Genomic DNA, 26918 nt, shown 5'->3' with positions numbered 1-26918 from the left:
CGCCCCGTCCGTGATCAACTCACCAATTCCTCCCCTCCGTCACCGGCTCGGCACGTGACGGAGGGGAGGAATTGGTGAGTTAGTCACGCAGGTCGAGGGCGAGGTCGAGGATCGGGCTCGAGTGGGTCAGCCCACCGACGCTGAGGTAGTCCACACCCGTCGCGGCGTAGTCCGCCGCCACCTCGAGCGTCAGACCGCCCGTGGCCTCGATCTCGACGTCCTCACCGGTGCCGCGCACCGCCTCGACCGTCGCGCGCAGCAGGTCCGTGGACATGTTGTCGCACAAGAGGAACCGCGCACCGGCTGCGACCGACTCGAGGGCCTCCTCCGTCGTGGTCACCTCGACCTGGACCGGCACCTGCGGGAACTGCTCACGCACGGCGGCGTATGCCGCGGCGAGACTTCCGGCGGCCAGCTTGTGGTTGTCCTTGATCATCGCGACGTCGTGCAGGCCCATGCGCTTGTTGGTCCCGCCGCCCGCGCGCACCGCGAACTTCTCGAGCGCCCGCAGCCCCGGCGTCGTCTTGCGGGTGTCGAGGACGGTGGCGCCGGACCCCTCGAGCTCGTCGGCCCAGCGACGGGTGTGCGTGGCGATGCCGGACAACCGGCTGAGAACGTTGAGCAGGGTCCGCTCGGCGACGAGGGTCACCCGGGTCGACCCGCTGAGCTCGGCCACGACGTCACCGCGCTCCACGCGGTCACCGTCGGCCGCCACGAGCGAGACCGACACCGGTTCGGCGCCGAGCCGTCGGGCGACCTCGTCGAGGGTGAGGGCGATGACGTCGACACCGGCGACGGTGCCCGCCTCGCGCGCCACCACCGCGGCGCGCGTCTGCTGGGCGGCCGGGATCGTCGCGGTCGTCGTGACGTCGACGCCGTCGGGTCCACCGAGGTCCTCGTCGAGCGCCACGGTGACGACGCGCCGGGCGTCCGCCACGGGGAAGGCGAGGTCGGGGCGCGAGGGGGCGCTCACGGCATACTCCGTTCGGTCACGGTGAGGGTGCGGTCGGGTGAGACGACGACGCTCTGGCGCACGAGCCAGCGGGCGTCGTCACGCTCGGGGAAGTCGCGACGCACGTGCCCACCACGGGTCTCGGCGCGTCGGTGGGCCAGCTCGGTGAGCACCTGCCCGAGGTGGAGGAGGTTGGTCGTCTCCCAGGTGCGCGGCCCCGGGGCGGCCGTCGAGGGCGGGAGCGCGGCGAGGTCCGCGAGCGTCCCGGCGGTCGCCGCCGTGGAGTTCGCCGAGCGGACCGGACCCGACCCCGCCGTCATCGCCCGCTGCACCGTGAGCCGCTGCGTGCTGTCGAGGAGGGCACCCGGGCCGGAGCCCTCGCCACCGGCGTGCGCCGGCGTCGCGGGCACCACGACCTCGGGCAGCTCCCCCGCCGCGATCCGCTCGGGGATGTCGGCGGCGATCCGGCTGGCGAAGACGAGCCCTTCGAGCAGGCTGTTGGAGGCGAGCCGGTTGGCGCCGTGGACGCCGGTGCACGAGCACTCACCACAGGCATAGAGCCCGGGCAGCGAGGTGCGCCCGCGCAGGTCGGTCTCGATGCCACCCGAGGCGTAGTGCTGGGCTGGCGCCACGGGCAGCAGGTCGGTCGCCGGGTCGAAGCCCAGCGAGCGGCAGGACGCGACGATCGAGGGGAATCGCTCCTCGAGGAAGGCACCGCCGAGGTGGCGGGCGTCGAGGAACACGTGGTCGGTGCCCTGCTCGCGCATCGTCTCGAGGATCGCCCGGGCCACGACGTCGCGCGGCGCGAGGTCGGCGAGCTCGTGCCGCCCCTCCATGATGCGGCGCCCGGCGCCGTCGACGAGGAACGCGCCCTCGCCGCGCACGGCCTCCGAGATGAGCGGCTGCTGGCCCGTCGACCCCTCCCCGAGGAAGAGCACCGTCGGGTGGAACTGGATGAACTCGAGGTCGGTGATCCGGGCGCCGGCACGCAGCGCCGCGGCCATGCCGTCGCCGGTCGCCACCGGGGGGTTCGTCGTCGACGTGTAGATCTGGCCGAGCCCGCCGGTCGCGAGCACCACCGCCCGCGCGTAGGCCGCCCCCACGCCGTCGAGCTGGCCCTCGCCGATGACGTGCAGCGTCACCCCGACGACCTCGCCGTCGTCGGATCCCGCCTGGAGGAGGTCGACGACGAGGGCGTGCTCGACCACCTCGATGCCCGGGTCGTCGATGACGCGGTGGAGGGCTGCGATGAGGGCCCGTGAGATCTCGCGTCCCGTCGCGTCGCCACCGGCGTGGGCGATGCGGTCGCGGTGGTGACCACCCTCGCGGGTCAGCTTGATCTCGCCCTCGGCGTCGCGGTCGAACTCCGCGCCCAGGGCGACGAGCTCGCGCACCCGCTTCGGGCCCTCGGTGACGAGGGCCTCGACGGCGTCGCGGTCACAGAGCCCGACACCGGCGACGAGGGTGTCCTCGAGGTGCTCCTCGGGTGAGTCCTCGGGGTGGAGCGCCGCGGCGATCCCGCCCTGCGCCCAGGCCGTGGAACCCTCGTCGAGCACCGTCTTGGTGACGAGCAGGACGCGGTCGACCTGCTCGCGCAGCCGCAGGGCGCAGGTGAGCCCGGCGATCCCCGAGCCGACGACGATGACGTCGGCCGAGGTCGTCCAGCCCGGTGCGGGCGCGGCCAGCGCCCGAGGGATCCGCGCGTCGGGAGCGGTCACTCGTGCGAACGCTTCGTGACGGCGGAGGTCTTGAGCCCGAAGCCCTCGGGCACGTCGCCACCGTCGTCACCGACCTCGACGATCCGGTTGTCCTTGTCGACGAAGACGACGTGCGGGTCGTGGGCCCGCGCGTCCTCGTCGGACATCGACGCGTACGCGATGATGATGACGGTGTCGCCGGGGCTGATGAGCCGCGCCGCCGCACCGTTGATGCAGAGGATGCCGGAGCCGCGCTCGCCCTCGATCGCGTAGGTCGTCAGGCGGTTGCCGTTGTCCACGTCGACGACGTCGACCTGCTGGCCGGGGAGGAGGTCGGCGGCCTCCATGAGGTCCATGTCGATCGTCAGCGAACCGACGTAGTGCAGGTCGGCCTGCGTGACGGTGGCGCGGTGGATCTTGCTGTGCAGCATGTAGCGGTACATGGGGCGGGGGCTCCTGGTCGAGATGCCGGTCAGCCGGCGGCCGGGCGGGCGGGGATGCTGCCGGACTCGGGCTGCGAGAAGACGTCGAGTCTCCCACCGCCCGGGCCGACGAGGATCGGGGTGTTGTCGATGAGCCGCGTCGTCCCGACCCGGGCGGCGACCGCGAGCAGCGCCTCCCCGCGGTACCACTCGGGCACGTCCTGGAGGGTGCTCGGGTGCACGAGCACGAGGTAGTCGACGAGGGCCAGCGGCTCCTCGACGAGGACCTCGCGGGCGGCACGGCGGATGGCCGAGGGCCCGTATGCCGTCTGGTCGGCTCCCGCGGTGAGCGCGCGGCTCAGGCACAGCGCGACCTCGCGGTCGGAGTCGGTGAGGTAGGTGTTGCGGCTGCTCAGGGCGAGGCCGTCGGGCTCGCGCACCGTCGGGACCGAGACGACGTCGACGGGGAAGTCGAGGTCGCGCACCATCCGGCGGATGAGGAGCAGCTGCTGGGCGTCCTTCTGGCCGAAGAAGGCGCGTCGTGCCCCGGTGAGGTGGAGCAGCTTGCCGACGACGGTGAGCATGCCGTCGAAGTGACCCGGTCGCGACGCACCCTCGAGGACGTCACCGAGGGGTCCGGCGGACACCCGCACCCCGGGGTCGCCGTCGGGGTAGACGACGTCGGGGGTCGGCGCGAAGACGATGTCGACGCCGGCGTCGGTGGCGATCCGCATGTCGTCGTCGAAGGTGCGCGGGTAGCGGGAGAGGTCCTCCTTGGGCCCGAACTGCAGGGGGTTGAGGAAGATCGTGAGGATGACGTGCTCGGCGGCGCGCCGGGCCTCGCGGAGCAGCTGAGCGTGGCCCTCGTGGAGGGCACCCATCGTCATGACGACGGCCACGTCGGCGCCCGCGAGGGCCGCCCGGGCGGCCCGCATCTCGTCGCGGGTCCTCGCGACGACCGGCGCCGTCGAGGAGTCCGGCGTCGCGGTGGAGGTGGCGCTGTCGGTCACGGTGTGGGCTCCTGGTCGGCGAGGGTGTCGAGCAAGGGCTCGGCGGCCGACGGCTGGAGCCGCCCGCTCTCGAGCGCGCGCACCGCGGTGGCGCGGGCCAGGGCGACGTACGTCGTCCTGATCTCGGGCGAGATCCGGCCCAGCTCGCGCAGGTGCGCACCCACGGTACTCACATCACCACGAGCCACCGGCCCGGTGAGCGCTGCGTCACCCAGCCGCAGGGCGTTGTCGAGCGCCGCCCTGGCGAGCGGCCCGAGCACGCTGCGGGGCTGCTCGACACCGGCGGCCGCGAGCACCTCCATCGCCTCGGCGACGAGGGTGACGAGGTGGTTCGACCCGTGGGCGAGGGCTGCGTGGTAGGCCGCCCGCTGCGACTCGGGGACCCACACGGGCTCGCCGCCCATCTCGACGACGAGGGCCTCGGCCATGGGCCGCAGCGCGTCGGGCCCGGTGACGCCGAACGCACACTCCTCGAGACGTCCGAGGTCGAGGGCCGTGCCGGTGAAGGTCATCGCCGGGTGGATCGCCACCGGAAGGATGTGCGCCGCCATCGCAGGGCGCAGGACCTCGGCGCCGTAGCGCCCGCTCGTGTGGACGACGATCTGCCCCGCCTGCCACGTGTCGGTGGCGGCCAGGCCGGCGACGAGTTCGGGGAGGGCGTCGTCGGGGACGGCGAGGAGCACGAGGTCGGCGCCGTCGATGACCTCCGGGATCTCCTTGAGGGGCACTCCCGGCAGGAGCGCGGCCGCACGCTCACGGCTCTCCGCGCTCACGGCATACGCGGCCTGGATCCGGTGGCCGGCACGCGCGAGAGCGGCCCCCAGGACGGCACCGACACGGCCGGCCCCGATGACCCCGATGGACAACCGCGCGGGGTGCTCGCCTGAACTCACGCAGCCAACCTAGACCCTCAGACCTGCGCGACGAACCTGGCCGCCCGGTCCTGCAGCCCGGCGATGCGACGCTCGACGAACTGCTCGCGCGCCGACGGGTCGTTCGAGCCGAGCTCGGCGAAGGTGGGCTTGCGTCGCACGTTGGCCGAGCAGCGGAACTGTGTGCAGATGAGCGTGCCGACGGTGTCGCCCTTGCGGCCTGCCGCGCCGGCGCGCTTCGCGACCCACAGGCTCACGTCCTGCGTCTCGAGCGGGTCCTCGCACCACGCGCAGATCGCGCTGCGGCGACGACCACCGAGTGCCGTGGGCGGCGGTGCGGCACGCAGGATGATGCCGCGCGGCTCGCCGTCGACGTCGACGACGGCGTAGCCCAGCGGCCGCTTGGCGTCCTGCCACCCGAGGTACTCGAGGCTGTCCCAGTCCAGGCTCCCCAGGTCCGGCAGGCTCGCCTGCGCGACCTCGCGCTTGGAGGCGTTGACGAAGCTGGAGCGGATCTCGTTCTCGGTGAGGGGTTTCACCGCATCGAGTGTGCCCTCGTGCCGGCCGTGACGCGAACGGATTCCCTGTCGTAGGTTGCCGGGGTGGACCCTCGACCCTGGCGTGACGCGTGGTGGGACGCGCTCTACGGCCCGGACGGGTTCTACCGCCGCGACGAGGGACCGGCAGGGCACTTCACGACCTCGGCGCACGGCGGGCTGGGTGCCGTCCTCGCCGAGGCGGTCGGCCGGCTCGCGGACGAGGCGGGCGTATGCCGTGTGGTCGACCTCGCGTGCGGGCGCGGCGAGCTGCTGCACCACCTGCACGACCAGCGGCCCGACCTCGACCTCGTCGGGGTCGACGTCGTCGAGCGCCCCGGCGACCTGCCGGGCGCCGTCGAGTGGCTTCGCTCCCCCGGCGGCGCACTGCTGCCCGACGAGCTGCGTGACCTCGACGCCCTCGTCCTCGCGCACGAGTGGCTCGACGTCGTGCCGTGCACGGTGGCCGAGGTCGACGACGAGGGCGAGCTGCGCGAGGTGCTCGTCGATGACTCCGGGACCGAGACGTTGGGTGGCACGCTCACCGGCGACGACCGCGCCTGGGCCGACGCGTGGTGGACGAGCGCCACCCCCGGGGAGCGCGTCGAGGTCGGCCTGAGCCGTGACCTGGCATGGCGGGACCTGCTGTCCCGCAACCGTTCCGGGCTCACCGTCGCGGTGGACTACGGCCACGTGCGGACGGGACGGCCGAGTTTCGGGACGCTCACGGCATACCAAGAGGGACAGGTGACCGAGACGGTCCCGGACGGGCGGCGTGACCTCACCGCGCACGTCGCCACCGACTCGCTCGGCGCCGACGAGGTCCTCACGCAGCGCGAGCTGCTCCACCGGCTCGGCACCAGGGCCGCCACGCCCGAGCACGCGCTGGCCGGCAGCGACCCGCTCGGCTACGTCCGGGCGCTCGGCCGCTCGTCGACGGTCGCCGCGCTCACCGACCCGAACGGGCTCGGCGGGTTCTCCTGGGCGATGACCCGGCATACTCGGGGCCATGCCTGAGCCCACGCCCGACGCAGCGCAGACGACCACGGTCGCCGTCGGCGCAGGCGGCCTGGCGACGGCCGACATGGTGCTCAACATCGGCCCCCAGCACCCGGCGACGCACGGCGTGCTCCGGCTTCGCCTCACCCTCGACGGCGAGCGGATCGTGCGGGCCGAGCCGATCATCGGCTACATGCACCGCGGGGCGGAGAAGCTCTTCGAGGTCCGCGACTACCGGCAGATCATCGTCCTCGCCAACCGCCACGACTGGCTCAGCGCGTTCGGCAACGAGCTCGGGGTCGTCCTCGCGGTCGAGGAGATGCTCGGCATGGAGGTGCCCGAGCGTGCCGTGTGGCTGCGGACGATGCTCGCCGAGCTCAACCGCGTCCTGTCGCACCTCATGTTCCTCGGGTCCTACCCGCTCGAGCTCGGGGCGATCACGCCCGTCTTCTACGCCTTCAGGGAGCGCGAGGAGCTCCAGGCGGTGATGGAGGAGGCGTCGGGCGGGCGGATGCACTACATGTTCAACCGCGTCGGCGGCCTCAAGGAGGACGTGCCGGCCGGCTGGCTGGGCCGGGTCGACGACGCCGTGCAGGCGGTGCGGCGCAGGCTGCCGGACCTCGAGTCGATGCTCGTCGGCAACGAGATCCTCACGGCGCGCACCCGCGGGGTCGGGGTCCTCGACGTGGCAACCGTGCAGCAGTACGGCGTCTCCGGTCCGATCGCGCGCGCCTCCGGTCTCGACGTCGACCTGCGCCGCGACGCGCCCTACCTCGCGTATGCCGAGCTGTTCGGCGAGGACGGGCCCGGTCGGGTCGTCACCCGCACGGCCGGCGACTGCCTCGCCCGGCTCGAGGTGCTGCTCGAGCAGGTCCACGTGAGCCTCGACCTCGTCGAGCACTGCCTGTCCGTGCTCGGGTCGATGGCCTCCGGACCCGTGAACCAGCGGCTGCCCAAGGTGCTCAAGGTCCCCGAGGGCGAGACCTACGTCGCGACCGAGAACCCGCTCGGGTTCAACGGCTACTACCTCGTCTCACGCGGCGACAAGACGCCGTGGCGGCTCAAGCTGCGCTCGGCGTCGTTCAACAACGTGCAGGTGCTCACCGAGCTGCTGCCCGGGACCCTCGTGTCCGACATGGTGGCGATCCTCGGGTCGACGTTCTTCGTCGTCGGCGACGTCGACAAGTAGGCCCCCACCCCTCGGCCCGCCCCGCCCCGCCCCGCCCCGGCTGCAACTGATTGCCCCACGGTGAGGGCGGGTCGCCTCGGCGTGGGGCAATCAGTTGCGGGGTGGGGCCGCGGCGTGGGGCAATCAGTTGCGAGGGGGGTGACGTCAGTCGTCGTCGTCTCGGGGGTCGACCCGGCACCACGACTGGGCGAGAAGCCCCGCGGCGGCGAGCACGAACCCGGCGCCGACGAGCACGGCGAGCCGCCACACGCGGTCCTGGTTGGCCACGAGCGAGAGGTCGCTGGCGACGACGGCCAGCTGGCCGGCATACCAGCCGGCGGCAGCAGCGCCGGTGAGGGTCGCCGCCTGCGCGAGCACGACGACGCGCGCCGCGCGCAACGGGTCGAGGCGACGGGTCGAGCGCCCGGCGAGGTAGGAGCGGACCGGCCACGCCCAGCCGGCGACGAACGCCGCCATGCCGACGAGCAGCACCGCCGCGAGCCACGACGGGCGCGGCACGAGCGTGCCCCCACCGGTGAGGAGCTTCCAGAGCAGCCACGAGGCGAGGCCCACCACGAGCGTCACGAGCACGGCCACGCGGGCGCGCACGCCGGAGCTGCTCACCACCCGTCCTCCATGAGGTCGACGTCGGGGCCGAGCGAGACGCCGGCGCTGCCGACCTCGGAGACGAGCTCGGCGACGCGTCGCACCTGGCCGTCGACCCGCAGTGCCGCCTCGGCGTCCGCATCCACCCACGGCACGAGCACGAACGCCCGCTCGTGCGCCCGCGGGTGCGGCAGGGTCAGCGCCTCGGTGGACAGGCGGACGTCGGTGTCGAAGACGGGGTCGCCGTACTGGATGAGGTCGAGGTCGAGCGTGCGAGGGCCCCACCGCTCCTTACGGACGCGACCGTGGTCGAGCTCGATGTCCTGCAGGGTGCGCAGCAGGCGCTGGGGCGAGAGCGAGGTCGTCCCCACGACCACGGCGTTGAGGTAGGCCGACTGGGCCGGCCCACCGACGGGTGCCGTCTCGTAGACGCGCGAGGCCGACTTGAGGTCGAGGGCGAGCCAGAGGGCGCTCACGGCGTTCTGGATGGTCTCGAGCGGGTCGCCCATGTTGGAGCCGATGGCGACGACGACGGGCGTCTCGCGCAGCCGCTCGACGGTCACGGCGACGTCGGTGAACGGGTGCCCGACCGGCGCCTGCGGCTTGTGGACGGAGACGACGACGGACTCGACAAGGGGGCGGGTCAGCACCTTGGCGGCGATCCTGTCGGCCAGCGCCTCGATGAGGTCGAGCGACTCCCCCTCGACGAGCGCCACGACGTCACCGGCGACCTCGGCGTAGTTCACCGTGTCGGCGAGGTCGTCGCTCGTGCCGGCCTGGCTGAGGTCGACGTCCATCTCGACGTCGACGACGAAGGTCTGTCCGTCGCGCTTCTCGAAGTCGAGGACCCCGTGGAAGCCCTTGGCCGAGATGCCCTTGAGGGTGATCCGGTCGCTCACGAGCGCTCCTTCGCATCGGGGTCCTTGAGCGCATCGGGGTCCTTGAGCGCGTCGGCCACATCGAGGGCCTGGATCGTCGAGCCGACGTCGTGCACGCGCACCGCCCACGCACCCCGGCGCGCGGCGTGGAACGACGTGACGGCGGTCGAGAGGTCGCGCTCGGTCGGCGGTCGCGGGTCCTCGCCCGCGGCCCGCCCCAGACGCCCGAGGAAGGTCTTGCGCGAGGTGCCGACGAGGACGGGGTGCCCCAGGGCGACGACCTCGTCGAGGCTGCGCAGCAGGGCCCAGTTGTGCTCGGCCGTCTTGGCGAACCCGAACCCGGGGTCGAGGATGATGTTGGCGGAGTCGATCCCGCTCTCCTGCAACGCCGCCACCCGCTCGCGCAGCTCTCGGCAGACGTCGGCCACGACATCGTCGTAGACGGCGCGCGACTGCATCTCGGTGCTGTGGCCGCGCCAGTGCATGGCGATGAAGGGTATGCCGGCCTGCGCGGCGAGCGATGCCATCTCGCCGTCCGCGAGGCCTGCGCTCACGTCGTTGATGATCTCGGCGCCGGCCTCGACCGCGGCAGCGGCGACAGCCGCACGCATCGTGTCGATCGAGATCACGGCGCCCTCGGCGGCCAGGGCGCGCACGACGGGGACCACGCGACGCAGCTCCTCGTCGACCGAGGGCCGGGTCGCACCCGGGCGGGTGGACTCGCCACCGACGTCGATGAGGTCGGCCCCGGCGGCCAGCAGGTCTCGCCCGTGGGCGATCGCGGCCTCCGGCTCGAACCACTCGCCGCCGTCGCTGAACGAGTCGGGAGTGACGTTGACGACCCCCATGACGAGGGGTCGCGGACCAGCGACGAGCGGGATCACGTGGCGCTGCTCACCGCTTGCCGCCGAGCAGCAGCGACATCGCCTCGGCCCGGGTGGCGGGGTCGCGCAGTTGGCCGCGCACGGCCGAGGTGATCGTGCGGGAGCCGGGCTTGTGAACGCCCCGCATCGACATGCAGAGGTGCTCGGCCTCGATGACGACGATGACGCCCTGGACGCCGAGGTTCTCGACGAGTGCGTCCGCGACCTGGGTCGTGATCCGCTCCTGCACCTGGGGGCGGCGGGCGAAGACGTCGACGAGACGGGCGAGCTTGGACAGCCCGGTCACGGTGCCGTCGGTCGCCGGGATGTAGCCGACGTGGGCGACCCCGTGGAAGGGCAGCAGGTGGTGCTCGCAGGTCGAGAAGATCTCGATGTCGCGCACGATGATGAGCTCTTCGTGGTCGATCGAGAACCGCGCGGACAGGACCTGCGCCGGGTCCTGGGACAGCCCGGCATACAGCTGCGTGGCGGCACGCGCGACGCGGTCGGGAGTGTCGAGCAGGCCCTCGCGGTCGGGGTCCTCGCCGATGGCGATGAGGAACTCGCGCACGGCCGCGCGGGCACGCTCGTGGTCGACCTGCCGCGGGGGCAGCGTGTCGGTCTCGTCGCTCGTGTCCGGCACCGGCCGGCCTCCCTCAGTGGGCGTCGGGGTCGACACGCTGGCCCTCGGGGACCTCGATCACCTGGGTGGGCGGGTGCTCGCCGGCGGCCTCGGCCTCCGGGTGGGCACCCTCGGTCGCGGCCCGGTCGATCGCCGCCGACGTCGACGGGTCACCCTCGTTGACGCGTGCGCCGGTGGGCTCGCCCGACGGGCCGTGGCCGTTGAGGGCCACCTGCTCGGCGGGGGTGAGGACGGGCGGCTGGTCGGAGATGCCACGGTGCTCGCTCGAGAGCCACGTCGGGCGCAGCGGGCGCTTGACGATGCCCTGGAAGACCTCGGCGATCTCCTTCTGGTTGAGCGTCTCGCGCTCGAGCAGCTCGAGGACCATGCGGTCGAGGATGTGGCGGTTGTCGTTGATGACGTGCCACGCCTCGTCGTGGGCGGCCTCGATGAGCGAGCGCACCTCCTCGTCGACGATGCCGGCGATCTTCTCGGAGTAGTCGCGCTGGTGGCCCATGTCGCGGCCGAGGAAGACCTCGCCCTGGCTCTGGCCCAGCTTGATCGCGCCGACGCGCTCGCTCATGCCGTACTCGGTGACCATCTTGCGGGCCATCGCGGTGGCCTTCTCGATGTCGTTGGCGGCGCCGGTCGTCGGGTCGTGGAAGATGATCTCCTCCGCGACGCGGCCACCGAGCGCGTAGGCGAGCTGGTCGAGGATCTCGTTGCGGGTCGTCGAGTACTTGTCGTCGATCGGCATGACCATCGTGTAGCCGAGTGCGCGACCGCGGGGCAGGATCGTCACCTTGGTGACCGGGTCGGTGTGGTTCATCGCCGCGGCGACGAGGGCGTGACCACCCTCGTGGTAGGCCGTGATCTTGCGCTCCTTGGCCGACATGATCCGCGTCTTCTTCTGCGGGCCGGCGATGACGCGGTCGATGGCCTCGTCGAGCGTGGCGTCGTCGATGAGCGTCTTGTCGGTGCGGGCCGTGAGCAGCGCGGCCTCGTTGAGGACGTTGGCGAGGTCGGCACCGGTGAAGCCGGGGGTGCGTCGGGCGACGGCGAGCAGGTCGACACCGGGAGCCATCGGCTTGCCCTGCGAGTGGACCTCGAGGATGCGGTGGCGGCCGAGCATGTCGGGGGCCTCGACGGCGATCTGGCGGTCGAAGCGGCCGGGGCGCAGCAGCGCCGGGTCGAGGATGTCGGGGCGGTTGGTCGCCGCGATGAGGATGACGTTGGTCTTGACGTCGAAGCCGTCCATCTCGACGAGCAGCTGGTTGAGCGTCTGCTCGCGCTCGTCGTGGCCACCGCCGAGGCCGGCGCCGCGGTGGCGGCCGACAGCGTCGATCTCGTCGACGAAGACGATGGCGGGCGCGTTGGCCTTGGCCTGCTCGAAGAGGTCACGCACACGCGAGGCACCGACACCGACGAACATCTCGACGAAGTCCGAGCCGGAGATCGAGTAGAACGGCACCCCGGCCTCGCCGGCGACGGCGCGCGCGAGGAGGGTCTTGCCCGTGCCGGGAGGGCCGTAGAGCAGGACGCCCTTGGGGATCTTGGCGCCGACGGCGAGGAACTTGGCCGGGTCGGCGAGGAACTCCTTGATCTCGTGGAGCTCCTGGACGGCCTCGTCGGCACCGGCGACGTCGTCGAAGGTGACCTTGGGGGTGTCCTTGGTCGCGAGCTTGGCCTTGGACTTGCCGAACTGCATGACCCGCGAGCCACCCCCCTGGGCCTGGCTCATCATGAACCAGAAGAGGCCGACGAGCAGCAGGATCGGGAAGATGCTGATGAACAGGCTCCAGAACGGGTTCTGGGTCTCGCGCTTGTCGTTGTAGCCGTCGGTCGGCGGGTTGGCCTTGACGAGCTCGACGAGGGACTCGGCGCGGGCGTCGACGAACTCGGCGCGGACCTTGTCGGCGCCGGAGATGTTGGCCTTCTCGTCGGTGTAGGGCGAGTCCGACTTGAGGTCGAGGTTGAGCACGTTGTCGCTCGTGAACTCGGCCTTGTCGACCTTCTTGTCCGTGATGAGCTTCTCGGCCTTGGCCGTGTCGATCGTCGCGTAGCCGCCGTCCCCTCCCAACGAGAACATCACGACGGTGATGGCGATGACCGCAAGGACCCAGAACAACGGGGTCTTGAACACGCGCTTGGCATCCATGAATGTGAATGGGGCGCAGGGCCCCACGTCCTCCTGATCAACGAGCTCATCCGTGCACGCTCGCGCGCCACAGGCTGGTGTACACGCTACCCGCGACAGTGCGTCCTGCACCGGGTGCGTCCGAACGGACAACGACCGGCGTATGCCGCGTGTTCCTCGCTCCGGGACGGCGCGGCCGCCCCTGCGCCCGACTCAGCTGTAGACGTGCGGGGCGAGCGTGCCGACCTGGCGCAGGCCGCGGTACTGCTCGGCGTAGTCGAGGCCGTAGCCGACGACGAACTCGTTGGGGATGTCGAACCCGACCCACTTGACGTCGACCTCGACCTTGGCGGCCTCGGGCTTGCGCAGCAGGGTGCAGATCTCGACCGACGCGGGGTTGCGCGACTCGAGGTTGGAGCGGATCCACGACAGCGTGAGGCCGGAGTCGACGATGTCCTCGACGATGAGCACGTGCTTGCCCGAGATGTCGGTGTCGAGGTCCTTGAGGATCCGCACGACGCCCGAGCTCTTGGTGCCCGAGCCGTAGGACGAGACGGCCATCCAGTCGACCGGCGCCGTGATGGGCAGCGCACGCATGAGGTCGGCCATGACCATGACCGCGCCCTTGAGGACGCCCACGAGGAGCACGTCCTTGCCGGCGTACTCGTCCGCGATCTCCTGAGACAGCTCGGCCAGCTTGGCCTGGATCTCGTCCTCGGTCACGAGGACCCGCTCGAGGTCTGCTCCCATGTGGGCAGCGTCCACGGTGCACTCTCCCTGTTGTGTCGACGGTCCGTCAGGGTCAGTCAACCGGACGGACCGGGTCGATGGACAGCCGGGCACCCCTCCGACTGCGCCCAGCCGTCTATCGTCGGGCCATGACGGCGCGCGATCTGGCAGGAGCACGGGTGGCGGTGGTCGGGGCCAGCGGGGCGCTGGGGTCGCTCGTCGCCCGCGAGCTGGACGCGCGCGGCGCCCGCCTCCTGCTCGTGGGACGCGACGCGGACCGGCTCGCCGAGGTCGGGCTCGACGGCGCCGCGACGGTCGTCGTCGGCCACCTGGCCGATGCCGCGACCGGCGACCTCGTCGAGCAACGGGCACGTGAGCACCTGGGAGGGCTCGACGGAGTCGTCAACGCCGCGGGCGCCGTCGCCTTCGGCCCCCTCCTCGAGACGCCGGACGAGGTCGTGGAGGAGCTGTTCCTCACCAACGTCGTCGGTCCCCTCGTCCTGCTCCGACGCCTGCTGCCGCTGCTCGTGGAGTCGCAAGGCTTCGTCGCGCAGATCAGCGCCGTCGTGGCGGAGCGCCCCCTCCCGGGGATGGTCGCGTACTCCGCCAGCAAGGCGGCGCTCAGCGCGGTGGCGACCGCGCTGCGCACCGAGCTGAGGCGCTCGCGCGTCGACGTCCTCGACCTGCGTCCACCCCACACGGAGACGGGGCTGGCCACCCGCCCCCTGTCCGGCACGGCGCCGAGGCTTCCTGCGGGGCACCGCCCCGAGGACGTCGCCCGGCGGATCGTCGACGCGATCGCCGCGGGTGAGGACGACGTGCCCGCGAGCGCCTTCGGCGACCCTCCCCGATGACCGACGCCTCCGGCTGGCTGGTCCTGGCGGCCGGGGCCCACCTCGGCTTCCAGCTCACGGTCACCCTCGTCGTCTACCCGGCGCTCGCCGACGTCCCGCCGGACCGCTGGACGGCGGCGCACGAGGCCCATTCGCGCAGGATCACCCCGGTCGTCGGCGTCGTCTACGTCGGCCTGCTCGCCGCTGTCGCCGCGGCGCTGCTCCGGGAGCCGCTCACCACCGGCACCGTCGTCGCCGCGGTCGCGGCGGCGGTGTCGATGGCGCTCACCGCAGCCGGGGCAGCTCCCCTCCACGGTCGGCTCGGGCGCGGTCACGACCCGCGCGTCCTCCACCGCCTCCTGCTCGTCGACCGGCTGCGTCTCGTCGGCGCGCTCGCCTGCGCAGCCGGAGCGGTCGTCGCACTCTGAGGGTCAGCGCGAGAGGGCGATGCGGCCACCCGAGCGGGTGGCCCGCAGGTCCCCGGGGAGGTGCGCCGGCCCCTGTCCGCGCCAGCTCGTAACGAGCCGTTCACACGCGTCCGTATGCCGTGTGCCCACCTGCCCGGCCGGTGCGCCGGCCGCGACGAGGAGCCGTCGCCAGACCCGGGTGCGGACGGCCCGGGGCAGCGCCGCGAGGTCGTCGACCTCCCACGGCCCGGCGCCGAGCGCCTGCACGGCGGAGTCGGCGAGCGAGTCGAGGTGGTCGGCGTCCTCACGCAGGAGGTCGGCGGAGCGGGCCAGCGCGGCGGCGACCCCGGGGCCGAGGTCGGCCTCGAGGTCGGCGACGGCCCGCCGGGCCCGCACCCGGGTGAACGCCGGGTCGTCGTTCATCGGGTCGTCCCACCAGGCGACGCCCTCGGCCTCGAGCGACTCGCGGCACTGGTGCCGGGTCACCCCGAGAAGGGGACGGCGGAAGCGGCCCCGGGTGGACGGCATACCGGAGAGGGAGCGTGCGCCCGAACCGCGGACGAGACCGAGGAGCACCTGCTCGGCCTGGTCGTCGAGGGTGTGACCGAGGAGGACGACGGTGGCGCCGACGCGGTCGGCGACGGCGTCGAGGGCGGCGTAGCGGGCATCACGCGCAGCCGCCTCGAGGCCGGATCCGCGGTCGGCCACCACGACCCGCTCGACCGCGACCGGGTCGAGCCCGAGGGCGCGCACCCGCTCCCCGACCATCCCGGCGACCTCGGCCGAGTCCGGCTGGAGACCGTGGTCGACGACGACGGCGCCACTGGACCAGTCGTCGTGCCGCTGCTCGTGCGCCACCGCCTCCGCGAGCGCCATCGAGTCGCCTCCACCGCTGCAGGCGACGAGCACGACCGCCCCCGGCGAGAGGTCCGCGAGGGCCGAGCGGACGGCATACCGGATCTGGGCCGTCGACGGGTGCGGACCGCTCACGGGAGGACCGGGCTCAGCCGTGGACGCGGGTGACCCAGGCGGCGGGGTCGGTGATCTCGAGGGGCCTGGGCAGCGTCTCGGGCGAGGTCCAGACGGCGTTGAAGCCGTCGACGCCGACGCGCTCCTGCACGCCGCGCACGAACGCGGCGCCGTCGCGGTACTGGCGCATCTTGGCCTCGAGGCCGAGGAGGCGGCGCAGGATCTTGTCGACAGCTCCGGCGCCCTTGCGACGCTCGGTGAACTTCGAGCGGATCTCGGCGACGGTCGGGATGTGCGCGGGGCCCACGTCGTCCATGACGACGTCGGCGTGTCCCTCGAGCAGCGACATCACGGCGGTGAGCTCGGCGAGCTTCTCGCGCTGCTCCGGCGTCATGACGAGCTCGGTGATGCCGCCCGAGCCGCTGCTGAAGACCTCGGGCAGCTTCTCGCGCAGGGCCTTGGCGAGCTCCTGGAGACGGTCCTGGTCGGGGGCCATCTCGGTCGCGAGCGTGCGCGCCTCGGCGACCATGTGGTCGCGCAGCCACGGGACGGCGGTGAACTGCACCCGGTGGGTCTCCTCGTGCATGCAGACCCACGCCCGGAAGTCCTCGGCGTCGACGCCGAGCTCGCGCTGGACCTGGACGAGGTTGGGTGCGACGAGCAGGAGGGAGGGCGTGCCGCCGGGCGCCAGGTCGTACTGGCCGAGCACCTTGCTCGACATGAACGCGAGCAGCGCCCCGGCCTCGGCTCCCGTGACCTTGCCGCCGATCGAGGCGGCCAGGCCGCTGGGGGCCGCGGCCTCGCCACGCCTGGACAGGATCTGCTCGAACGCAGGGTTGAGCATCGCGCCCATCGAGTCGGCGTTCATCGCGATCCAGGTCGGACGGTCGATGACGAGGGCCTCGGGGGCGTCGTCGGGCGTCTGCAGCCGCGAGGTCTCGGCGACGGGGCCGTGGGCCTTGCGCGCGGACTCGCGGATCGCACCGACCTCGGCGGCCGCCTCGTCCGCGGAGACGCTCGGACCGGCGGCGACGAGGGTGCGTCCCGTGGTCTTGGCGAACTCCCAGTCGACGTAGCTGTTGCTCACGTGCCCTCCTAGTGGCAGCCGCACATCGTGAGTGCGGTGACGAAGCGATCCAACGCCGCGCGTGCGCCCAGCGTTCCCGACGAGGCTGGCACACGATCGGTGAGGACGGCGAAGACGAGCAGGTGCCCGTCGGCGTCGACGGTCGTGCCCGCGAGGCTCGAGATCCCCCGGAGCGTGCCGGTCTTGGCCCTCGGTATGCCGGCCACGGACCCGGTCTCCTTGCCTCGGTAGCGGTCGGAGAGGCTCCCGGTCAGCCCGGCGACGGGGAAGCTCGCGACCGCCCGCAGGAACGCGGGGTCCTTGCCCGTCGCACCGAGCGCGACGACGTCGGCGAGGGCGGTGGCGGTCGCCGTCTGGCCCGGCGAGAGCCCGCTCACGTCGAGCAGGCGAAGGCCCGCGGTCGGCACTCCGGCGTCGGCGAGCGTCCTGACGACGAACTGCGGCGGGCCGAGCGGTGCGGCGGGCGAGGCTCCGGCGGCGACCATGGCCTGGCGGACGAGGTTCTCGGTGAGGGCGTTGTCACTGTGCTGGAGGGCGAAGCCGAGGTGGTCGGCATAGGTCGCGGACTCCACGGCGCCGAGCTCGGTGGCGCCGGCCGGTGCGGGGGTGCCGTGGCCGGAGAGCGGCAGGACGGTCGTCGCGTGGCCGCGCGCCGTGAGGGCCTTGGCGAGGACAGCGGCGACACCGGTCTCGGGCACGGCAGGTGCGGCCCGGCCACCGCCGGCGCGCTGGGAGACCATGTCGAGCATCGACACCGACTGGGTGAACCCGGCGGCGATGTCCTCCTTCTTCCAGGTCGCGGGATAGCGAGGGCCGGCGGCGTAGGTCGCGTCGACCCGCAGGGTCACCGCTCCGGCGCCGCGGTCGGTGAGCGACTGCGCGACCTCGTCGGCGAGGGTCGCGAGGCCCGCGTGGCCCTCGACGGCGTGCGGGTCCGAGGCTCCGCTGCCGAGCAGGGTGTCGCCGCCGGCGACGAGGACGATCTCGGTCGGGGTGTCCCCCGTGACGACCCTCGTCGTCATGTGGGCGTCGAGGTCGACGTGCTTGGTCACCGCGAAGGCGCTGAGGACCTTGAGGGTGGAGGCGGGGGCGCGAGCGACACCGGGGGACACGGCATACAGCTCCGCGCCGGTCACTCCGTCGCGCACGCTGATGCCGACGCTGGGACCCAGCCAGGGGTCCTTCGCGATGGCCGCGAGCGCCTTGGTCAGACCGGCGGTGGTGGGTGCCGCTCCGGCTGCCGTGGCGGTCGGCGAGGGGGTCGCGGTGGCGGGCGCGGCACTCGGCAGCGCGGCCCAGGCCGGGGACGCCGAGGCCGAGCCGGTGGGCGTCGGCGGGGCCACCGGCGCACCGTCGTAGGTGAGGATCCCGGGGGCGAGGTCGACGACGTCGGCAGCGGCATAACCCACCCCGCCGACGAGGAGGAGCGTGACCCCGGCCACAACCGCCCGCCGCATCGGACCCCTTTCTTTGGTGCCCCCGAACTCATACGGGACACTGGTCCCCGAGCGTAGGTCATCCATACCCATCCGAAAGAAGGCCACCACCGTGGAGTTCGACGTCACCATCGAGATCCCCAAGGGTCACCGCAACAAGTACGAGGTCGACCACGAGACCGGCCGCATCCGCCTGGACCGCATGCTGTTCACGTCGATGGCGTACCCGTCCGACTATGGCTACGTCGAGGACACCCTGGGCGAGGACAGCGACCCGCTCGACGCCCTCGTCCTCCTCGACGAGCCGACCTGGCCCGGCTGCCTCGTGCGCGCCCGTCCCATCGGCATGTTCCACATGCGCGACGAGGCCGGCGGCGACGACAAGATCCTCTGCATCCCGGCCGGCGACCCGCGCAAGGCGCACATCACCGAGCTCGAGCACATCAGCGAGTTCGACCGCCTCGAGATCCAGCACTTCTTCGAGACCTACAAGGACCTCGAGCCCGGCAAGTCCGTCGAGGGCGCCCACTGGGCCGGCCGCGAGGACGCCGAGCGCTGTGTCACCGAGGCGATCGAGCGCGCCAAGGAGGCCGGCATGACCACGGCCCGCTGGCGTATGCCGGCCGCCCAGGAGTCCGACGCCAAGGCGGCCTCCGCGGCCCGCACCGAGGCAGAGCACGCCCACGCGGCGGCCAAGGCCAAGGAGGAGCTCGCCACCAAGGAGCGCCCGCTCAGCGACTCCCCGGAGGCCTGAGACCGCCCACACCCTGACTTCTGGGGGCCGCCAGCGACGTTCGCTGGCGGCCCTCGTCGTCGAAGTTGGCGGGGTCCAGCCAGGCGTCGTGGGCGGCCCGCACCTGTGGCCACTCCTCGTCCGTCACCGAGAACCAGTCGGTGTCGCGGTTGCGGCCCTGCGTGACCATGTGGTTGCGGAACCGGCCCTCGTGGGTGAAGCCGAGGCGGGTGGCGGCACGGCGTGACGGCTCGTTGAGGCTGTCGCACTTCCACTCGAACCGCCGGTAGCCCAGGTCCTCGAAGGCGTGCCGCATGAGCAGCGAGATCGCCTCGGTCGCCGCGCGGGTGCGCTGGAGGCTCTGCGAGTACAGGACGCCCGCGACCTCGACCTGTCCGGTGCGTGGGTCGATCCGGGTGAAGGACGCGATCCCGCTCGCCCGGCCGGCCCGCTCTCCCTCGAGGGGGACGAGCGTGAACGGCACCTGGTCGGGGGCGTCGACCGCCGCAGCGAGGTGCATCCACAGACCGGCCAGCGACGTGGGCCGCGCGATCTGCCTGTAGGTCCACAAGGGCCCGTCGTCCGGCCCGCACACGGCCTCGAAGAGGTCGGAGTAGTGCACCGAGTCCAGCGGGACGACCCGCACGTAGCGGCCCTCGAGCGTCACCGGCACCGGCGCGGGCCGCGGCTCCCACCCGGGGACCTCACGCCCGACCTGCTGCCCGAACTCGTTGAGGGAGGTCATGCGCGGGAGCCTAGGTGAGGTGCGGGAGCCGGTGGGCGTGCGGCATACGCCCTGCAGTGGGTATGCCGCACGCCCCCGTTCGCAGGACAACGCACCGGCGTGCGGCGTAGGTTCGCCGGGACCGGTCCGGCGGGAGGTGTGGAGTCGTGCGACGAGCAGTGAGTGCCGTAGCGGCGCTCGTCTGCTGCGCCCTCCTCGCGGCCTGCGGGAGCCGGACCCCGACGCAGGACGTGTGGGCCGAGCCGCAGCTGGCGACGCCACCGCAGTACCGCATCGGGGACGGCGACCCGCGTGGCGCCTCGATCGTGCGGGCCGCCCGCGAGTGGGTCGAGCTCGGCTCCGTGCCCGGTCAGGGCACCCGGTGGGAGTCGATGAGCCGGTGGGCGCTCATCGACCTGCACCAGGCCACGAGCGGGCTGAGCTCGGGGCGCGCCCCGGCGGCCGGCGCCGCGGGGAGCTGGGACTACTTCTGGCCGCGTGACGGCGCGTTCATCGCCCTCGCGCTCGACCGCACCGGCCACTCCGCCGAGGCTCGCGCCATCATCGACGTCATCGCGCGCCTGCCCTTCGACCCGGCGCAGGGGTTCGACGCCCGCTACCTGCTCGACGGCAGCAGGGTCGTCGCCGAGCCACGCGGCCCCCAGTCCGACGGGTGCGGCTGGGTGCTCTGGGCGATCGGCTCCATGACCGACGCCGCCCTCCCCCGGTCGGCGGACGGCCTGCGGACCAAGTGCCTCATGAACCTGCTGCGCCTCACGTCGAGCGGGTGGCTCCTGCCGCCGCCCTCGCCGGACTACTGGGAGCTCCCGGTCGGGCAGACCTCGCTCGGCACGGTGGCGCCGATGATCGCCGGACTGCGTGCGACCGCCGACCACGGTCCGGGTTCCGAGCGCTGGGTGGCGGGCCAGGCGGCGAAGCGACTCGAGGCCCGGGTCCACGACTCGATGGGGCCCGCGCTCGAGCGGTTCGGCGACACCGGCGGGATGGACGCCGCCGTGGCGATGCTCATGCCGCCCTTCGGACCCGACGACAAGCGGACGACGAAGCGGTGGCTCGCCTACCAGCGTGACGCGGCGCGCTCCTCCGGTGGGCTCGCCCCGGGCTCGGGGTGGAGGCAGGACGGCACCTCGTGGACGCCGGAGACCGCGCTCGTGGCCTACACCGCCGCGGCGTCCGGGCGCGACAAGACGGCCGAGCACTGGCTCACCTGGCTGGACGACCACCGGACGCCCTGGGGCTCGCTCCCCGAGAAGGTCAACCGGTCGGGCAGCCCGGCCGGACCGGCTCCCCTGCTCTGGACGGCAGCGCTCGTGCTGCTCACCCTCGACGAGCTCGAGCCGGCGCCCTCGCATGAGTGACCCGCGGCCCAGATGACGTCGCGTACTCACGCCGCGTCCTTGACGGCCTTGCTTGACTGACCGCATGAACGCACCGGGCCCGACCCCTGTCGAGCAGACCTTCGTCGTCACCGAGGACGACACCGCCGCCGCCCTGGGCTCCGGCAGCCTGCCCGTGCTCGCCACCCCACGGCTGCTCGCGTGGATGGAGGCGGCCACGTGCGCGGCCCTCGAGCCCGCGGTCGGCGACGGCCGCACGACCGTCGGGACACGGGTGGACCTCCAGCACTCCGCCGCGTCCCCCGTCGGTGCCGAGGTCGTCATCACGGCGGACCCTTCCCACGCGGACGGGCGGCTGCACCGGCTCAGGGTGAGCGCACGGCATACGGACGGCAAGGTCGTCGCCACCGGCGAGGTCACCCGGGTCGTCGTCGACGTCGACCGCTTCCTCGGCCGGCTCTGATGCCGACACCGCGCCAGCACCTCCGGAACGCGGCAGGGTTCGCCCTGGTGTGGGCCGCCGCCGGTGTCGCGCACCGCGTGCGGTTCCGGACGATGGGATCGGTGCCGCGCACCGGCCCCGTCATCGTCGTCGCCAACCACCTGACGATGACGGACCCGCTCGCCGTCGCGCGGGTGGCGATCGGGCACCGACGCTTCCCGCACTTCCTCGCGATGCAGGAGGTCTTCGGCTGGCCCGGCGTCGGGTCGCTGGCCCGGGCGACCGGCCAGATCCCCGTCGCGCGCGGGTCGGCCTCGGCCGCGGCTGCGCTCGACCTCGCCTCGGAGCACCTGTCCAAGGGGCACCTCGTGGCGCTCTATCCCGAGGGTCGGCTTACCACCGAGCCCGACCTCATGCCCGGCCCGGCCCGCACGGGCGCGGCGCGGCTCGCGCTGAGGCACCCCGAGGCGCCGGTCATCCCCGTGGGCACCTGGGGGCCCCAGCAGGGCACCGAGCACATCTGGCACCGCCACACGGCGTGTCTCTCGGTCGGCCCGGCGGTCGACCTCTCGCCGTGGGCCGGGCGCACCGACGAGGCCGCCGCGCGCGAGGTCACCGCCGCCGTCATGGCCGCGATCCGCGACCAGATCGCCGTCGCCCAGGAGATGTGGCACACCCGCTGAGCCGAGGAGGTCCAGCAGTGTGTGGCCCTGCCGCTGATTGACCAGGACACAAATGGTCATCGCGCATCGGTATGCACGCGGCCGCGGGTTTTAGCGTGGAACGACCCCACCAGGCGGCGGCGCGAACTCCCGGGAGGTGTCCAGATGTGCGATGGATGGCAGTGGTGACGACCTCCCTGCACCGCGGCCCCGTGCCTGCGAGGTGGATGACCCGTGGGACCAGAAACGCCCCCGACCGGAGTCGGGGGCGTTCGCTGAGCCGCTTGTCGGAATCGAACCGACGACCTATTCATTACGAGTGAATCGCTCTGGCCGACTGAGCTAAAGCGGCGTGGTGCCTGACCCGCGGGTCGAGCACGCCGCACGAGTATACGAACAACCCGGGCCCATCGCGAAACCGAGCCGGCCGTGTCTGCCGGTCGTCAGCACTTGAGGCCGTCCTGCGGCACGGTCCCCTTCGTGTAGAACGTGTCGATCGGCTCGTCGACGCAGTCGTTGGACCGCGTGTATGCCGTGTGCCCGTCACCGTCGTAGGTGATGAGCGAGGCCTTGGCCAGCTGGTCGCGCAGGCGCACCGACCACTCGTAGGGCGTCGCCGGGTCGCGGGTCGTGCCGACGACGACGATCGGGGGCGCGCCCTCGGCGGTGATCTTGGCCGGCGGCTGCGACGACCGCTCGGTCTTGACGGGCCACGACCCGCACGCCAGCGAGGACCACATGAGGAACGGGCCCCACGTCGGCGCCTCCGCACGGGAGGCCTCGGCGGCCCGCGCGTGCTCCTCGACCGAGTCCGACTCGGGCTTGTCGAGGCAGTTGACGGCGTAGATGACCTCCATGATGTTGCCGGAGTAGCCACCGCCGGGCTTGCGGTCGGCATAGCTGTTGGCCAGGCCCATGAGCTCGGAGCCGTCGCCCTTGAGCGCGTCGCGCATGGCCTCGACGAGGCCGTCCCACATGCCCTCGTCGTACATCGCGGCGGCGATGCCGGTCGAGGCCCAGCCCTCGGTGAGCTCGGTGACCGCGGGGTCGCCGGTCTCCTTGAGCGGCTGCTCGTCGACCCTCGCCAGGAAGTCACGCAGCCCCTGCATCACCTCGTCGACCGACCCTCCGAGCGGGCAGCTGCCCTTCTCGATGCAGAACTTGGCCCAGGCGCGGGTCGCGGTCTCGAAGCCCTTGGCCTGCCCGAGGTTGACCTCCTGCGCGGTGAGGTCGGGGGCGACGACGCCGTCGAGGACGAAGCGGCCGACGAGCTGGGGGAACAGGCCGGCATACGTTGCCCCGAGGTAGGTCCCGTAGGACTTGCCGAGGTAGTGCAGCTTCTGCTCGCCGAGCGCCGCCCGCAGGACGTCCATGTCCTTGGCGGCATCGACGGTCGACACGTGCCCCAGGAGCGGTCCGGCGTTGGCGCCGCACGCCTGCGCGAAGCCCCTCCAGCGGTCGGCGAACTCCTGGTCCTCCCCCGCGTCGTCCGGGGTCGGGTCGGCGCCGAGCAGGTCGTCGAGCTGGGAGTCGTCGACGCAGTCGATCGGTGCCGAGCGTCCGACGCCGCGCGGGTCGAACCCGACGATGTCGAAGCGCTGGCGCACCGGGGAGCCCACGATGAAGTCGGCCGCCCGCGCGTAGTCGACGCCGGAGCCGCCGGGCCCACCCGGGTTGACGACGAGCGAGCCGATCCGCTGGGAGCCGCGCCGGGCCGGGACCTTGAGCACCGAGATCTCGATGGTGTCCCCGTCCGGCTCGGCATAGCTCTGGGGCACCTCGAGCTTGGCGCACTGGGCGCCGCCGCAGTCCTGCCACCCGAGCTGCTGGTCGTAGAACCGGTCCATGCCCTCCATCCCGGCGGGGGGCTTCTGGGCCGACCACGAGGGGGCCGGCGCGGCCCGGTCGAAGAGGTCCCCGACGGCCGTGCAACCGGACGCGACGAGGGCGACCGAGACGAGGGCTGCGGTGAAGGGCAGGCGACGCATGGCGTCGACCCTACGGGTCGAACCTTGGGTATGCCGTTCGCCCCAGCGGGCGCGAACCCTCAGCGCGGCAGTCGGAGGTCCAGCGCCATCGCCTCGAGCGCGAGGAGGGGCTGGACGTTGGCGGCGATCCGCTCGCGGGCCGTGCCGATCGCGTCCATGGCGACGAGGACCCGCTCCGACGACAGCACCTGGGCGACCTGCTGCACGACGTTGCGCGAGTCCTCGTTGACCAGCGCCGTGGGTGCGCCGGTGCGCAGGACGAGGGCGTCGCGATAGACCGAGAGCAGGTCGACGAGGGCCCGGTCGACCATGTCGCGCGAGAAGCGGGTGGCGCGGGCCTTCTGCTCCTTCTCGAGCGAGGAGAGCTGCGAGCGGATGTGCGGCGGCTGGGTGCGGGCCGACGGGTCGGCGCCGAGCACCTCCATGAGCCTGGCCTTCTCGGCGGCGTCCCGCTCGGCCGAGGAGGCCTGCGACTCCTCGGTGGCGATCGTCGAGAGGTCGGCCGCGGCGTCGATGGCGTCGCCGACGGTGCGGATCTTGGACGCCAGCGTGATGACGTCGTGCCGCCGGATGCGGGCGTTCTCGTCACGGGCGAGGCGGCGGGCGAGACCGACGTGGGACTGGGCGGCGCGGGCGGCATACATCGCCATCGGCGGGTCCACACCGTCGCGGCGCACGAGCAGGTCGGCCACCGACTCGACCGACGGGGTGCGCAGGCGCACGTGCCGCGAGCGCGAGCGGATCGTGATGATGACGTCCTCGACCGAGGGTGCGCAGAGCATCCACACGGTGCGCGGCACCGGCTCCTCGAGGGCCTTGAGCAGGGCGTCGGCGGCACGCTCGGTGAGGCGGTCGGCGTCCTCGACGATGATGACGCGCCACGTGCCCACGGACGGGCGGTGGGCTGCGAGCGCGACGAGGTCGCGGGCCTGCTCGACCTTGATCGAGAGCCCCTCGGTGGCGATGACGTCGACGTCGGCGTGGGTGCCGTCGGCGGCGGTGCGGCACTCGCGGCACTGCCCACAGCCGTTGACGGGGCACTGCAGGGCGGCGGCGAAGGCCCGCGCCGCGACGGAGCGCCCCGAGCCCGGAGGGCCGGTGAGCAGCCACGCGTGGGTCATCGAGGCGGGGTCCTCGACGGCCCGGGACAGGGTCGTGACCGCCGGCTCCTGGCCGATGACGTCACGCCAGACGCTCACGCGGCGCCCCCGTCGAGGAGTCCGGACGAGGTGAGCCGGCCCATGACGGCGGCGTGGATCTCGTCGGACGGCAGCGTGCCGTCGACGACGAGGTAGCGCTCGGGCGAGCCCTGGGCCATCGCGAGGAAGTGGTGTCGGATCGCCTCGTGGAAGGTGTCGGCCTCGGACTCGAGCCGGTCGTGGACCTCGCCCCGCCGGCTGCGGCCCTCCTCCGCCGAGATGTCGACGATGACGGTGAGGTCGGGCACGAGCGAGTCGACGGCCCACATCTGCAGGTCGTGCACCTCGACGGCGCCGAGGTCGCGCCCGGCGCCCTGGTAGGCGACGGAGGAGTCGGTGTAGCGGTCGGTGACGACGACGGCGCCCCGGTCCATGGCGGGCCGGATGAGCTGGTCGACGTGGTGCGCCTTGTCGGCGGCGAAGAGCAGCGCCTCGGCCCTCGGCGACACGTGGTTGCCGTGCAGCACGAGGTCGCGGATCTCGGCGCCGAGCGGGGTGCCCCCGGGCTGGCGGGTGACGACGACCTCGCGCCCCAGCGACTCCAGCGCCGCGGCGAGCAGACGCACCTGCGTCGACTTGCCCGCGCCGTCGCCGCCCTCGAAGGCGATGAAGAGTCCCTGTCCGCTCACGTGCCGAGCCTAGGCGAGCGCGACGACACGTGAGCGGGACGGCATACGCGGCAGGGATCCGGCGGCTCAGGCGTGACGGTCGGCGTTCGCGTGGATGGCGTCGCGGACGTACTGCGCGAGCCCCGGGGCGATGTCCTCGAACGTCTTCGTGAACCGTGGGTCGGCGACGTACATGTCGCCGAGGTTGCGGTGGAAGTCGTGCGAGCAGTCGTAGAACCACGTGTGGATCTGCATGCGGGCCGCCTCGGCGGCGTCCATCGCCTCGGGCGAGGTCGCGGGCAGCCCGGCCTCGAGCGCCGTGACGAACTGTGCGTTCACGGCGTCGCCCTCGGTCTTGATCCGCTCCCAGTCGGCCTTGGTGTAGCCCTTCGTCCGGCGGGCCGACTGCTTCCACGCGTCGGTCTCGCCCCAGCGCTCCTGCGCCTCGGCCTGGTACTCGTCCTTGAACCCGTCGCCGAAGATCTGCTTGAGGTCCTCGTGGGTGGCCGGCTGTTCGTCCATCTCTCGCTCCATCGCTGCGTCGATCGCGTCGACGAGCCCCCTGAGCTCGTCGACCTTGTCCATGACCGCGGCACGCTGGCGCCGGAGGTGCTCGATCGTCGAGCCGTCGCCGCGCAGCAGGGCCGCCACCTCGTCGAGGGGGAGGTCGAGCCGCCGGTAGGTGACGATCGTCGCGAGCCGCTCGAGGTCCTGCGCCGTGTAGAGGCGGTAGCCGGCGTGCGAGCGCTCCGAGGGGCGGAGCAGCCCGACCTCGTCGTAGTGGTGCAGGGTGCGCACCGTGACGCCGAAGGTCTGGGCCACCTGACCCACGGTGAGCAGCTCGTCCACCGTCACAGTCTCTCGTGTCGTGGTCATGGGACCACCGTGACGGCTCACGTCGCGTGAGGGTCAAGTCGTTTCTCGGACCCACCCCGTCGTATGCCGTGCGCTCCCCACCCATGGCGGGCGCACCTCCCGCGG

Annotated in this window: 28 protein-coding genes and 1 tRNA gene; 8 read left to right on the top strand and 21 right to left on the bottom strand. The window is 72.7% G+C overall.

The window, feature by feature from the left end:
• Window positions 1–79: 79 nt before the first annotated feature.
• The 6 genes from nadC to KLO01_RS09380 are packed head-to-tail and all read right to left on the bottom strand — an operon-like array spanning window position 80 to window position 5492.
• Window positions 80–973 carry a carboxylating nicotinate-nucleotide diphosphorylase gene (nadC, locus tag KLO01_RS09405; RefSeq protein WP_147064431.1) on the bottom strand — a complete coding sequence of 298 codons (894 nt, stop codon included), beginning with the start codon at window positions 971–973 and terminating at the stop codon, window positions 80–82.
• Entirely contained in the window at window positions 970–2670 is a 1701-nt protein-coding gene (locus KLO01_RS09400; protein ID WP_147064429.1) for an L-aspartate oxidase, read from the bottom strand. The genes nadC and KLO01_RS09400 overlap by 4 nt, the downstream gene beginning before the upstream one ends.
• Window positions 2667–3092 (bottom strand): aspartate 1-decarboxylase, encoded by a 426-nt coding sequence (panD, locus tag KLO01_RS09395; RefSeq protein ID WP_147064427.1) that lies wholly within the window; start codon window positions 3090–3092, stop codon window positions 2667–2669. Before panD ends, KLO01_RS09400 begins: the two co-directional genes overlap by 4 nt.
• A gap of 29 nt (window positions 3093–3121) precedes the next feature.
• A complete protein-coding gene (gene panC / locus KLO01_RS09390; protein WP_147064425.1) occupies window positions 3122–4081 on the bottom strand; it encodes a pantoate--beta-alanine ligase in 960 nt (319 codons plus the stop codon).
• The gene (locus KLO01_RS09385; RefSeq protein WP_147064423.1) at window positions 4078–4974 is read right to left on the bottom strand and encodes a Rossmann-like and DUF2520 domain-containing protein; all 897 of its coding nucleotides are present in this window, start codon (window positions 4972–4974) and stop codon (window positions 4078–4080) included. Before KLO01_RS09385 ends, panC begins: the two co-directional genes overlap by 4 nt.
• 17 nt (window positions 4975–4991) lie before the next feature.
• Window positions 4992–5492 carry an FBP domain-containing protein gene (locus KLO01_RS09380; protein WP_147064420.1) on the bottom strand — a complete coding sequence of 167 codons (501 nt, stop codon included), beginning with the start codon at window positions 5490–5492 and terminating at the stop codon, window positions 4992–4994.
• A gap of 63 nt (window positions 5493–5555) precedes the next feature.
• Between KLO01_RS09380 and KLO01_RS09375 the strand changes: the two genes are divergently transcribed.
• On the top strand, window positions 5556–6506 hold the full coding sequence (locus KLO01_RS09375; protein WP_147064418.1) for an SAM-dependent methyltransferase: 951 nt from the start codon (window positions 5556–5558) through the stop codon (window positions 6504–6506).
• On the top strand, window positions 6499–7677 hold the full coding sequence (locus KLO01_RS09370; protein WP_147064416.1) for an NADH-quinone oxidoreductase subunit D: 1179 nt from the start codon (window positions 6499–6501) through the stop codon (window positions 7675–7677). The genes KLO01_RS09375 and KLO01_RS09370 overlap by 8 nt, the downstream gene beginning before the upstream one ends.
• Window positions 7678–7821: 144 nt before the next feature.
• On the opposite strand, the gene KLO01_RS09365 is transcribed toward KLO01_RS09370, so the two are convergent.
• From KLO01_RS09365 to hpt, 6 genes are all read right to left on the bottom strand, one after another.
• Window positions 7822–8280, bottom strand: coding sequence for a DUF3180 domain-containing protein (locus KLO01_RS09365; protein WP_186827987.1), 459 nt, complete (start codon window positions 8278–8280; stop codon window positions 7822–7824).
• Window positions 8277–9161, bottom strand: a complete 885-nt coding sequence (folK, locus tag KLO01_RS09360; RefSeq protein WP_147064412.1) for a 2-amino-4-hydroxy-6-hydroxymethyldihydropteridine diphosphokinase — start codon at window positions 9159–9161, stop codon at window positions 8277–8279. Before folK ends, KLO01_RS09365 begins: the two co-directional genes overlap by 4 nt.
• Window positions 9158–10024 (bottom strand): dihydropteroate synthase, encoded by an 867-nt coding sequence (gene folP, locus KLO01_RS09355; RefSeq protein WP_246136133.1) that lies wholly within the window; start codon window positions 10022–10024, stop codon window positions 9158–9160. The genes folK and folP overlap by 4 nt, the downstream gene beginning before the upstream one ends.
• Window positions 10025–10034: 10 nt before the next feature.
• A complete protein-coding gene (folE, locus tag KLO01_RS09350; RefSeq protein ID WP_147064410.1) occupies window positions 10035–10646 on the bottom strand; it encodes a GTP cyclohydrolase I FolE in 612 nt (203 codons plus the stop codon).
• A gap of 13 nt (window positions 10647–10659) precedes the next feature.
• Window positions 10660–12783, bottom strand: coding sequence for an ATP-dependent zinc metalloprotease FtsH (gene ftsH / locus KLO01_RS09345; protein WP_147064408.1), 2124 nt, complete (start codon window positions 12781–12783; stop codon window positions 10660–10662).
• 192 nt (window positions 12784–12975) lie between these two features.
• Window positions 12976–13527 (bottom strand): hypoxanthine phosphoribosyltransferase, encoded by a 552-nt coding sequence (gene hpt / locus KLO01_RS09340; protein WP_147064406.1) that lies wholly within the window; start codon window positions 13525–13527, stop codon window positions 12976–12978.
• Between the two features lie 113 nt (window positions 13528–13640).
• Between hpt and KLO01_RS09335 the strand changes: the two genes are divergently transcribed.
• Window positions 13641–14345 carry an SDR family NAD(P)-dependent oxidoreductase gene (locus tag KLO01_RS09335; RefSeq protein ID WP_186827986.1) on the top strand — a complete coding sequence of 235 codons (705 nt, stop codon included), beginning with the start codon at window positions 13641–13643 and terminating at the stop codon, window positions 14343–14345.
• Entirely contained in the window at window positions 14342–14752 is a 411-nt protein-coding gene (locus KLO01_RS09330) for a hypothetical protein (RefSeq protein ID WP_147064404.1), read from the top strand. Before KLO01_RS09335 ends, KLO01_RS09330 begins: the two co-directional genes overlap by 4 nt.
• Before the next feature lie 3 nt (window positions 14753–14755).
• On the opposite strand, the gene tilS is transcribed toward KLO01_RS09330, so the two are convergent.
• From tilS to KLO01_RS09315, 3 genes are read right to left on the bottom strand one after another with little or no spacing between them, the layout of a single operon-like run.
• Window positions 14756–15721: a tRNA lysidine(34) synthetase TilS gene (gene tilS / locus KLO01_RS09325; RefSeq protein WP_147064403.1), complete on the bottom strand. Its 966-nt coding sequence runs from the start codon at window positions 15719–15721 to the stop codon at window positions 14756–14758.
• 13 nt (window positions 15722–15734) lie between these two features.
• Window positions 15735–16787, bottom strand: coding sequence for an Rv3626c family coenzyme F420 biosynthesis-associated protein (locus KLO01_RS09320; RefSeq protein WP_147064401.1), 1053 nt, complete (start codon window positions 16785–16787; stop codon window positions 15735–15737).
• An 8-nt stretch (window positions 16788–16795) separates the two neighbouring features.
• A complete protein-coding gene (locus KLO01_RS09315; protein ID WP_186827985.1) occupies window positions 16796–18244 on the bottom strand; it encodes a D-alanyl-D-alanine carboxypeptidase/D-alanyl-D-alanine-endopeptidase in 1449 nt (482 codons plus the stop codon).
• Window positions 18245–18335: 91 nt separating this feature from the next.
• On the opposite strand from KLO01_RS09315, the gene KLO01_RS09310 reads away from it, so the two are divergent.
• Window positions 18336–18977, top strand: coding sequence for an inorganic diphosphatase (locus tag KLO01_RS09310; RefSeq protein WP_147064397.1), 642 nt, complete (start codon window positions 18336–18338; stop codon window positions 18975–18977).
• Here KLO01_RS09310 and KLO01_RS09305 read toward each other — a convergent pair.
• Window positions 18955–19701 (bottom strand): GNAT family N-acetyltransferase, encoded by a 747-nt coding sequence (locus KLO01_RS09305; RefSeq protein ID WP_147064395.1) that lies wholly within the window; start codon window positions 19699–19701, stop codon window positions 18955–18957. The genes KLO01_RS09310 and KLO01_RS09305 overlap by 23 nt on opposite strands.
• A 146-nt stretch (window positions 19702–19847) precedes the next feature.
• Between KLO01_RS09305 and KLO01_RS09300 the strand changes: the two genes are divergently transcribed.
• From KLO01_RS09300 to KLO01_RS09290, 3 genes are all read left to right on the top strand, one after another.
• On the top strand, window positions 19848–21059 hold the full coding sequence (locus tag KLO01_RS09300) for a glycoside hydrolase family 15 protein (RefSeq protein WP_147064393.1): 1212 nt from the start codon (window positions 19848–19850) through the stop codon (window positions 21057–21059).
• A 64-nt stretch (window positions 21060–21123) separates the two neighbouring features.
• Window positions 21124–21501 carry a thioesterase family protein gene (locus tag KLO01_RS09295; protein ID WP_147064391.1) on the top strand — a complete coding sequence of 126 codons (378 nt, stop codon included), beginning with the start codon at window positions 21124–21126 and terminating at the stop codon, window positions 21499–21501.
• Window positions 21501–22163, top strand: coding sequence for a lysophospholipid acyltransferase family protein (locus KLO01_RS09290; RefSeq protein ID WP_147064389.1), 663 nt, complete (start codon window positions 21501–21503; stop codon window positions 22161–22163). Before KLO01_RS09295 ends, KLO01_RS09290 begins: the two co-directional genes overlap by 1 nt.
• A gap of 257 nt (window positions 22164–22420) precedes the next feature.
• Here the strand turns inward: KLO01_RS09290 and KLO01_RS09285 are convergent.
• The 5 genes from KLO01_RS09285 to KLO01_RS09265 form a co-directional block, all read right to left on the bottom strand.
• A tRNA-Thr gene (locus KLO01_RS09285) sits at window positions 22421–22494 on the bottom strand.
• A 91-nt stretch (window positions 22495–22585) separates the two neighbouring features.
• Window positions 22586–24130, bottom strand: coding sequence for an alpha/beta hydrolase (locus tag KLO01_RS09280; protein WP_147064387.1), 1545 nt, complete (start codon window positions 24128–24130; stop codon window positions 22586–22588).
• A gap of 59 nt (window positions 24131–24189) precedes the next feature.
• Window positions 24190–25329, bottom strand: a complete 1140-nt coding sequence (locus tag KLO01_RS09275) for a DNA polymerase III subunit delta' (RefSeq protein ID WP_147064386.1) — start codon at window positions 25327–25329, stop codon at window positions 24190–24192.
• Window positions 25326–25958, bottom strand: a complete 633-nt coding sequence (tmk, locus tag KLO01_RS09270; protein WP_147064384.1) for a dTMP kinase — start codon at window positions 25956–25958, stop codon at window positions 25326–25328. Before tmk ends, KLO01_RS09275 begins: the two co-directional genes overlap by 4 nt.
• Before the next feature lie 66 nt (window positions 25959–26024).
• Window positions 26025–26813 (bottom strand): MerR family transcriptional regulator, encoded by a 789-nt coding sequence (locus tag KLO01_RS09265; RefSeq protein WP_147064382.1) that lies wholly within the window; start codon window positions 26811–26813, stop codon window positions 26025–26027.
• Between the last annotated feature and the right edge of the window lie 105 nt (window positions 26814–26918).

Source organism: Knoellia locipacati, assembly GCF_007992835.1.
GTDB lineage: Bacteria > Actinomycetota > Actinomycetes > Actinomycetales > Dermatophilaceae > Knoellia > Knoellia locipacati.
The sequence above is the reverse complement of the archived record's forward strand: the minus strand, read 5'-3'. Positions and strand labels throughout refer to the sequence as shown.

Coding starts and splice junctions, on each gene's coding strand:
- panD (WP_147064427.1), bottom strand. CDS start 3,092: ATGTACCGCTACATGCTGCACAGCAAGATCCACCGCGCCACCGTCACG.
- KLO01_RS09370 (WP_147064416.1), top strand. CDS start 6,499: ATGCCTGAGCCCACGCCCGACGCAGCGCAGACGACCACGGTCGCCGTC.
- ftsH (WP_147064408.1), bottom strand. CDS start 12,783: ATGGATGCCAAGCGCGTGTTCAAGACCCCGTTGTTCTGGGTCCTTGCG.
- KLO01_RS09335 (WP_186827986.1), top strand. CDS start 13,641: ATGACGGCGCGCGATCTGGCAGGAGCACGGGTGGCGGTGGTCGGGGCC.
- KLO01_RS09330 (WP_147064404.1), top strand. CDS start 14,342: ATGACCGACGCCTCCGGCTGGCTGGTCCTGGCGGCCGGGGCCCACCTC.
- KLO01_RS09315 (WP_186827985.1), bottom strand. CDS start 18,244: ATGCGGCGGGCGGTTGTGGCCGGGGTCACGCTCCTCCTCGTCGGCGGG.
- KLO01_RS09305 (WP_147064395.1), bottom strand. CDS start 19,701: ATGACCTCCCTCAACGAGTTCGGGCAGCAGGTCGGGCGTGAGGTCCCC.
- KLO01_RS09295 (WP_147064391.1), top strand. CDS start 21,124: ATGAACGCACCGGGCCCGACCCCTGTCGAGCAGACCTTCGTCGTCACC.
- KLO01_RS09290 (WP_147064389.1), top strand. CDS start 21,501: ATGCCGACACCGCGCCAGCACCTCCGGAACGCGGCAGGGTTCGCCCTG.
- KLO01_RS09280 (WP_147064387.1), bottom strand. CDS start 24,130: ATGCGTCGCCTGCCCTTCACCGCAGCCCTCGTCTCGGTCGCCCTCGTC.
- KLO01_RS09265 (WP_147064382.1), bottom strand. CDS start 26,813: ATGACCACGACACGAGAGACTGTGACGGTGGACGAGCTGCTCACCGTG.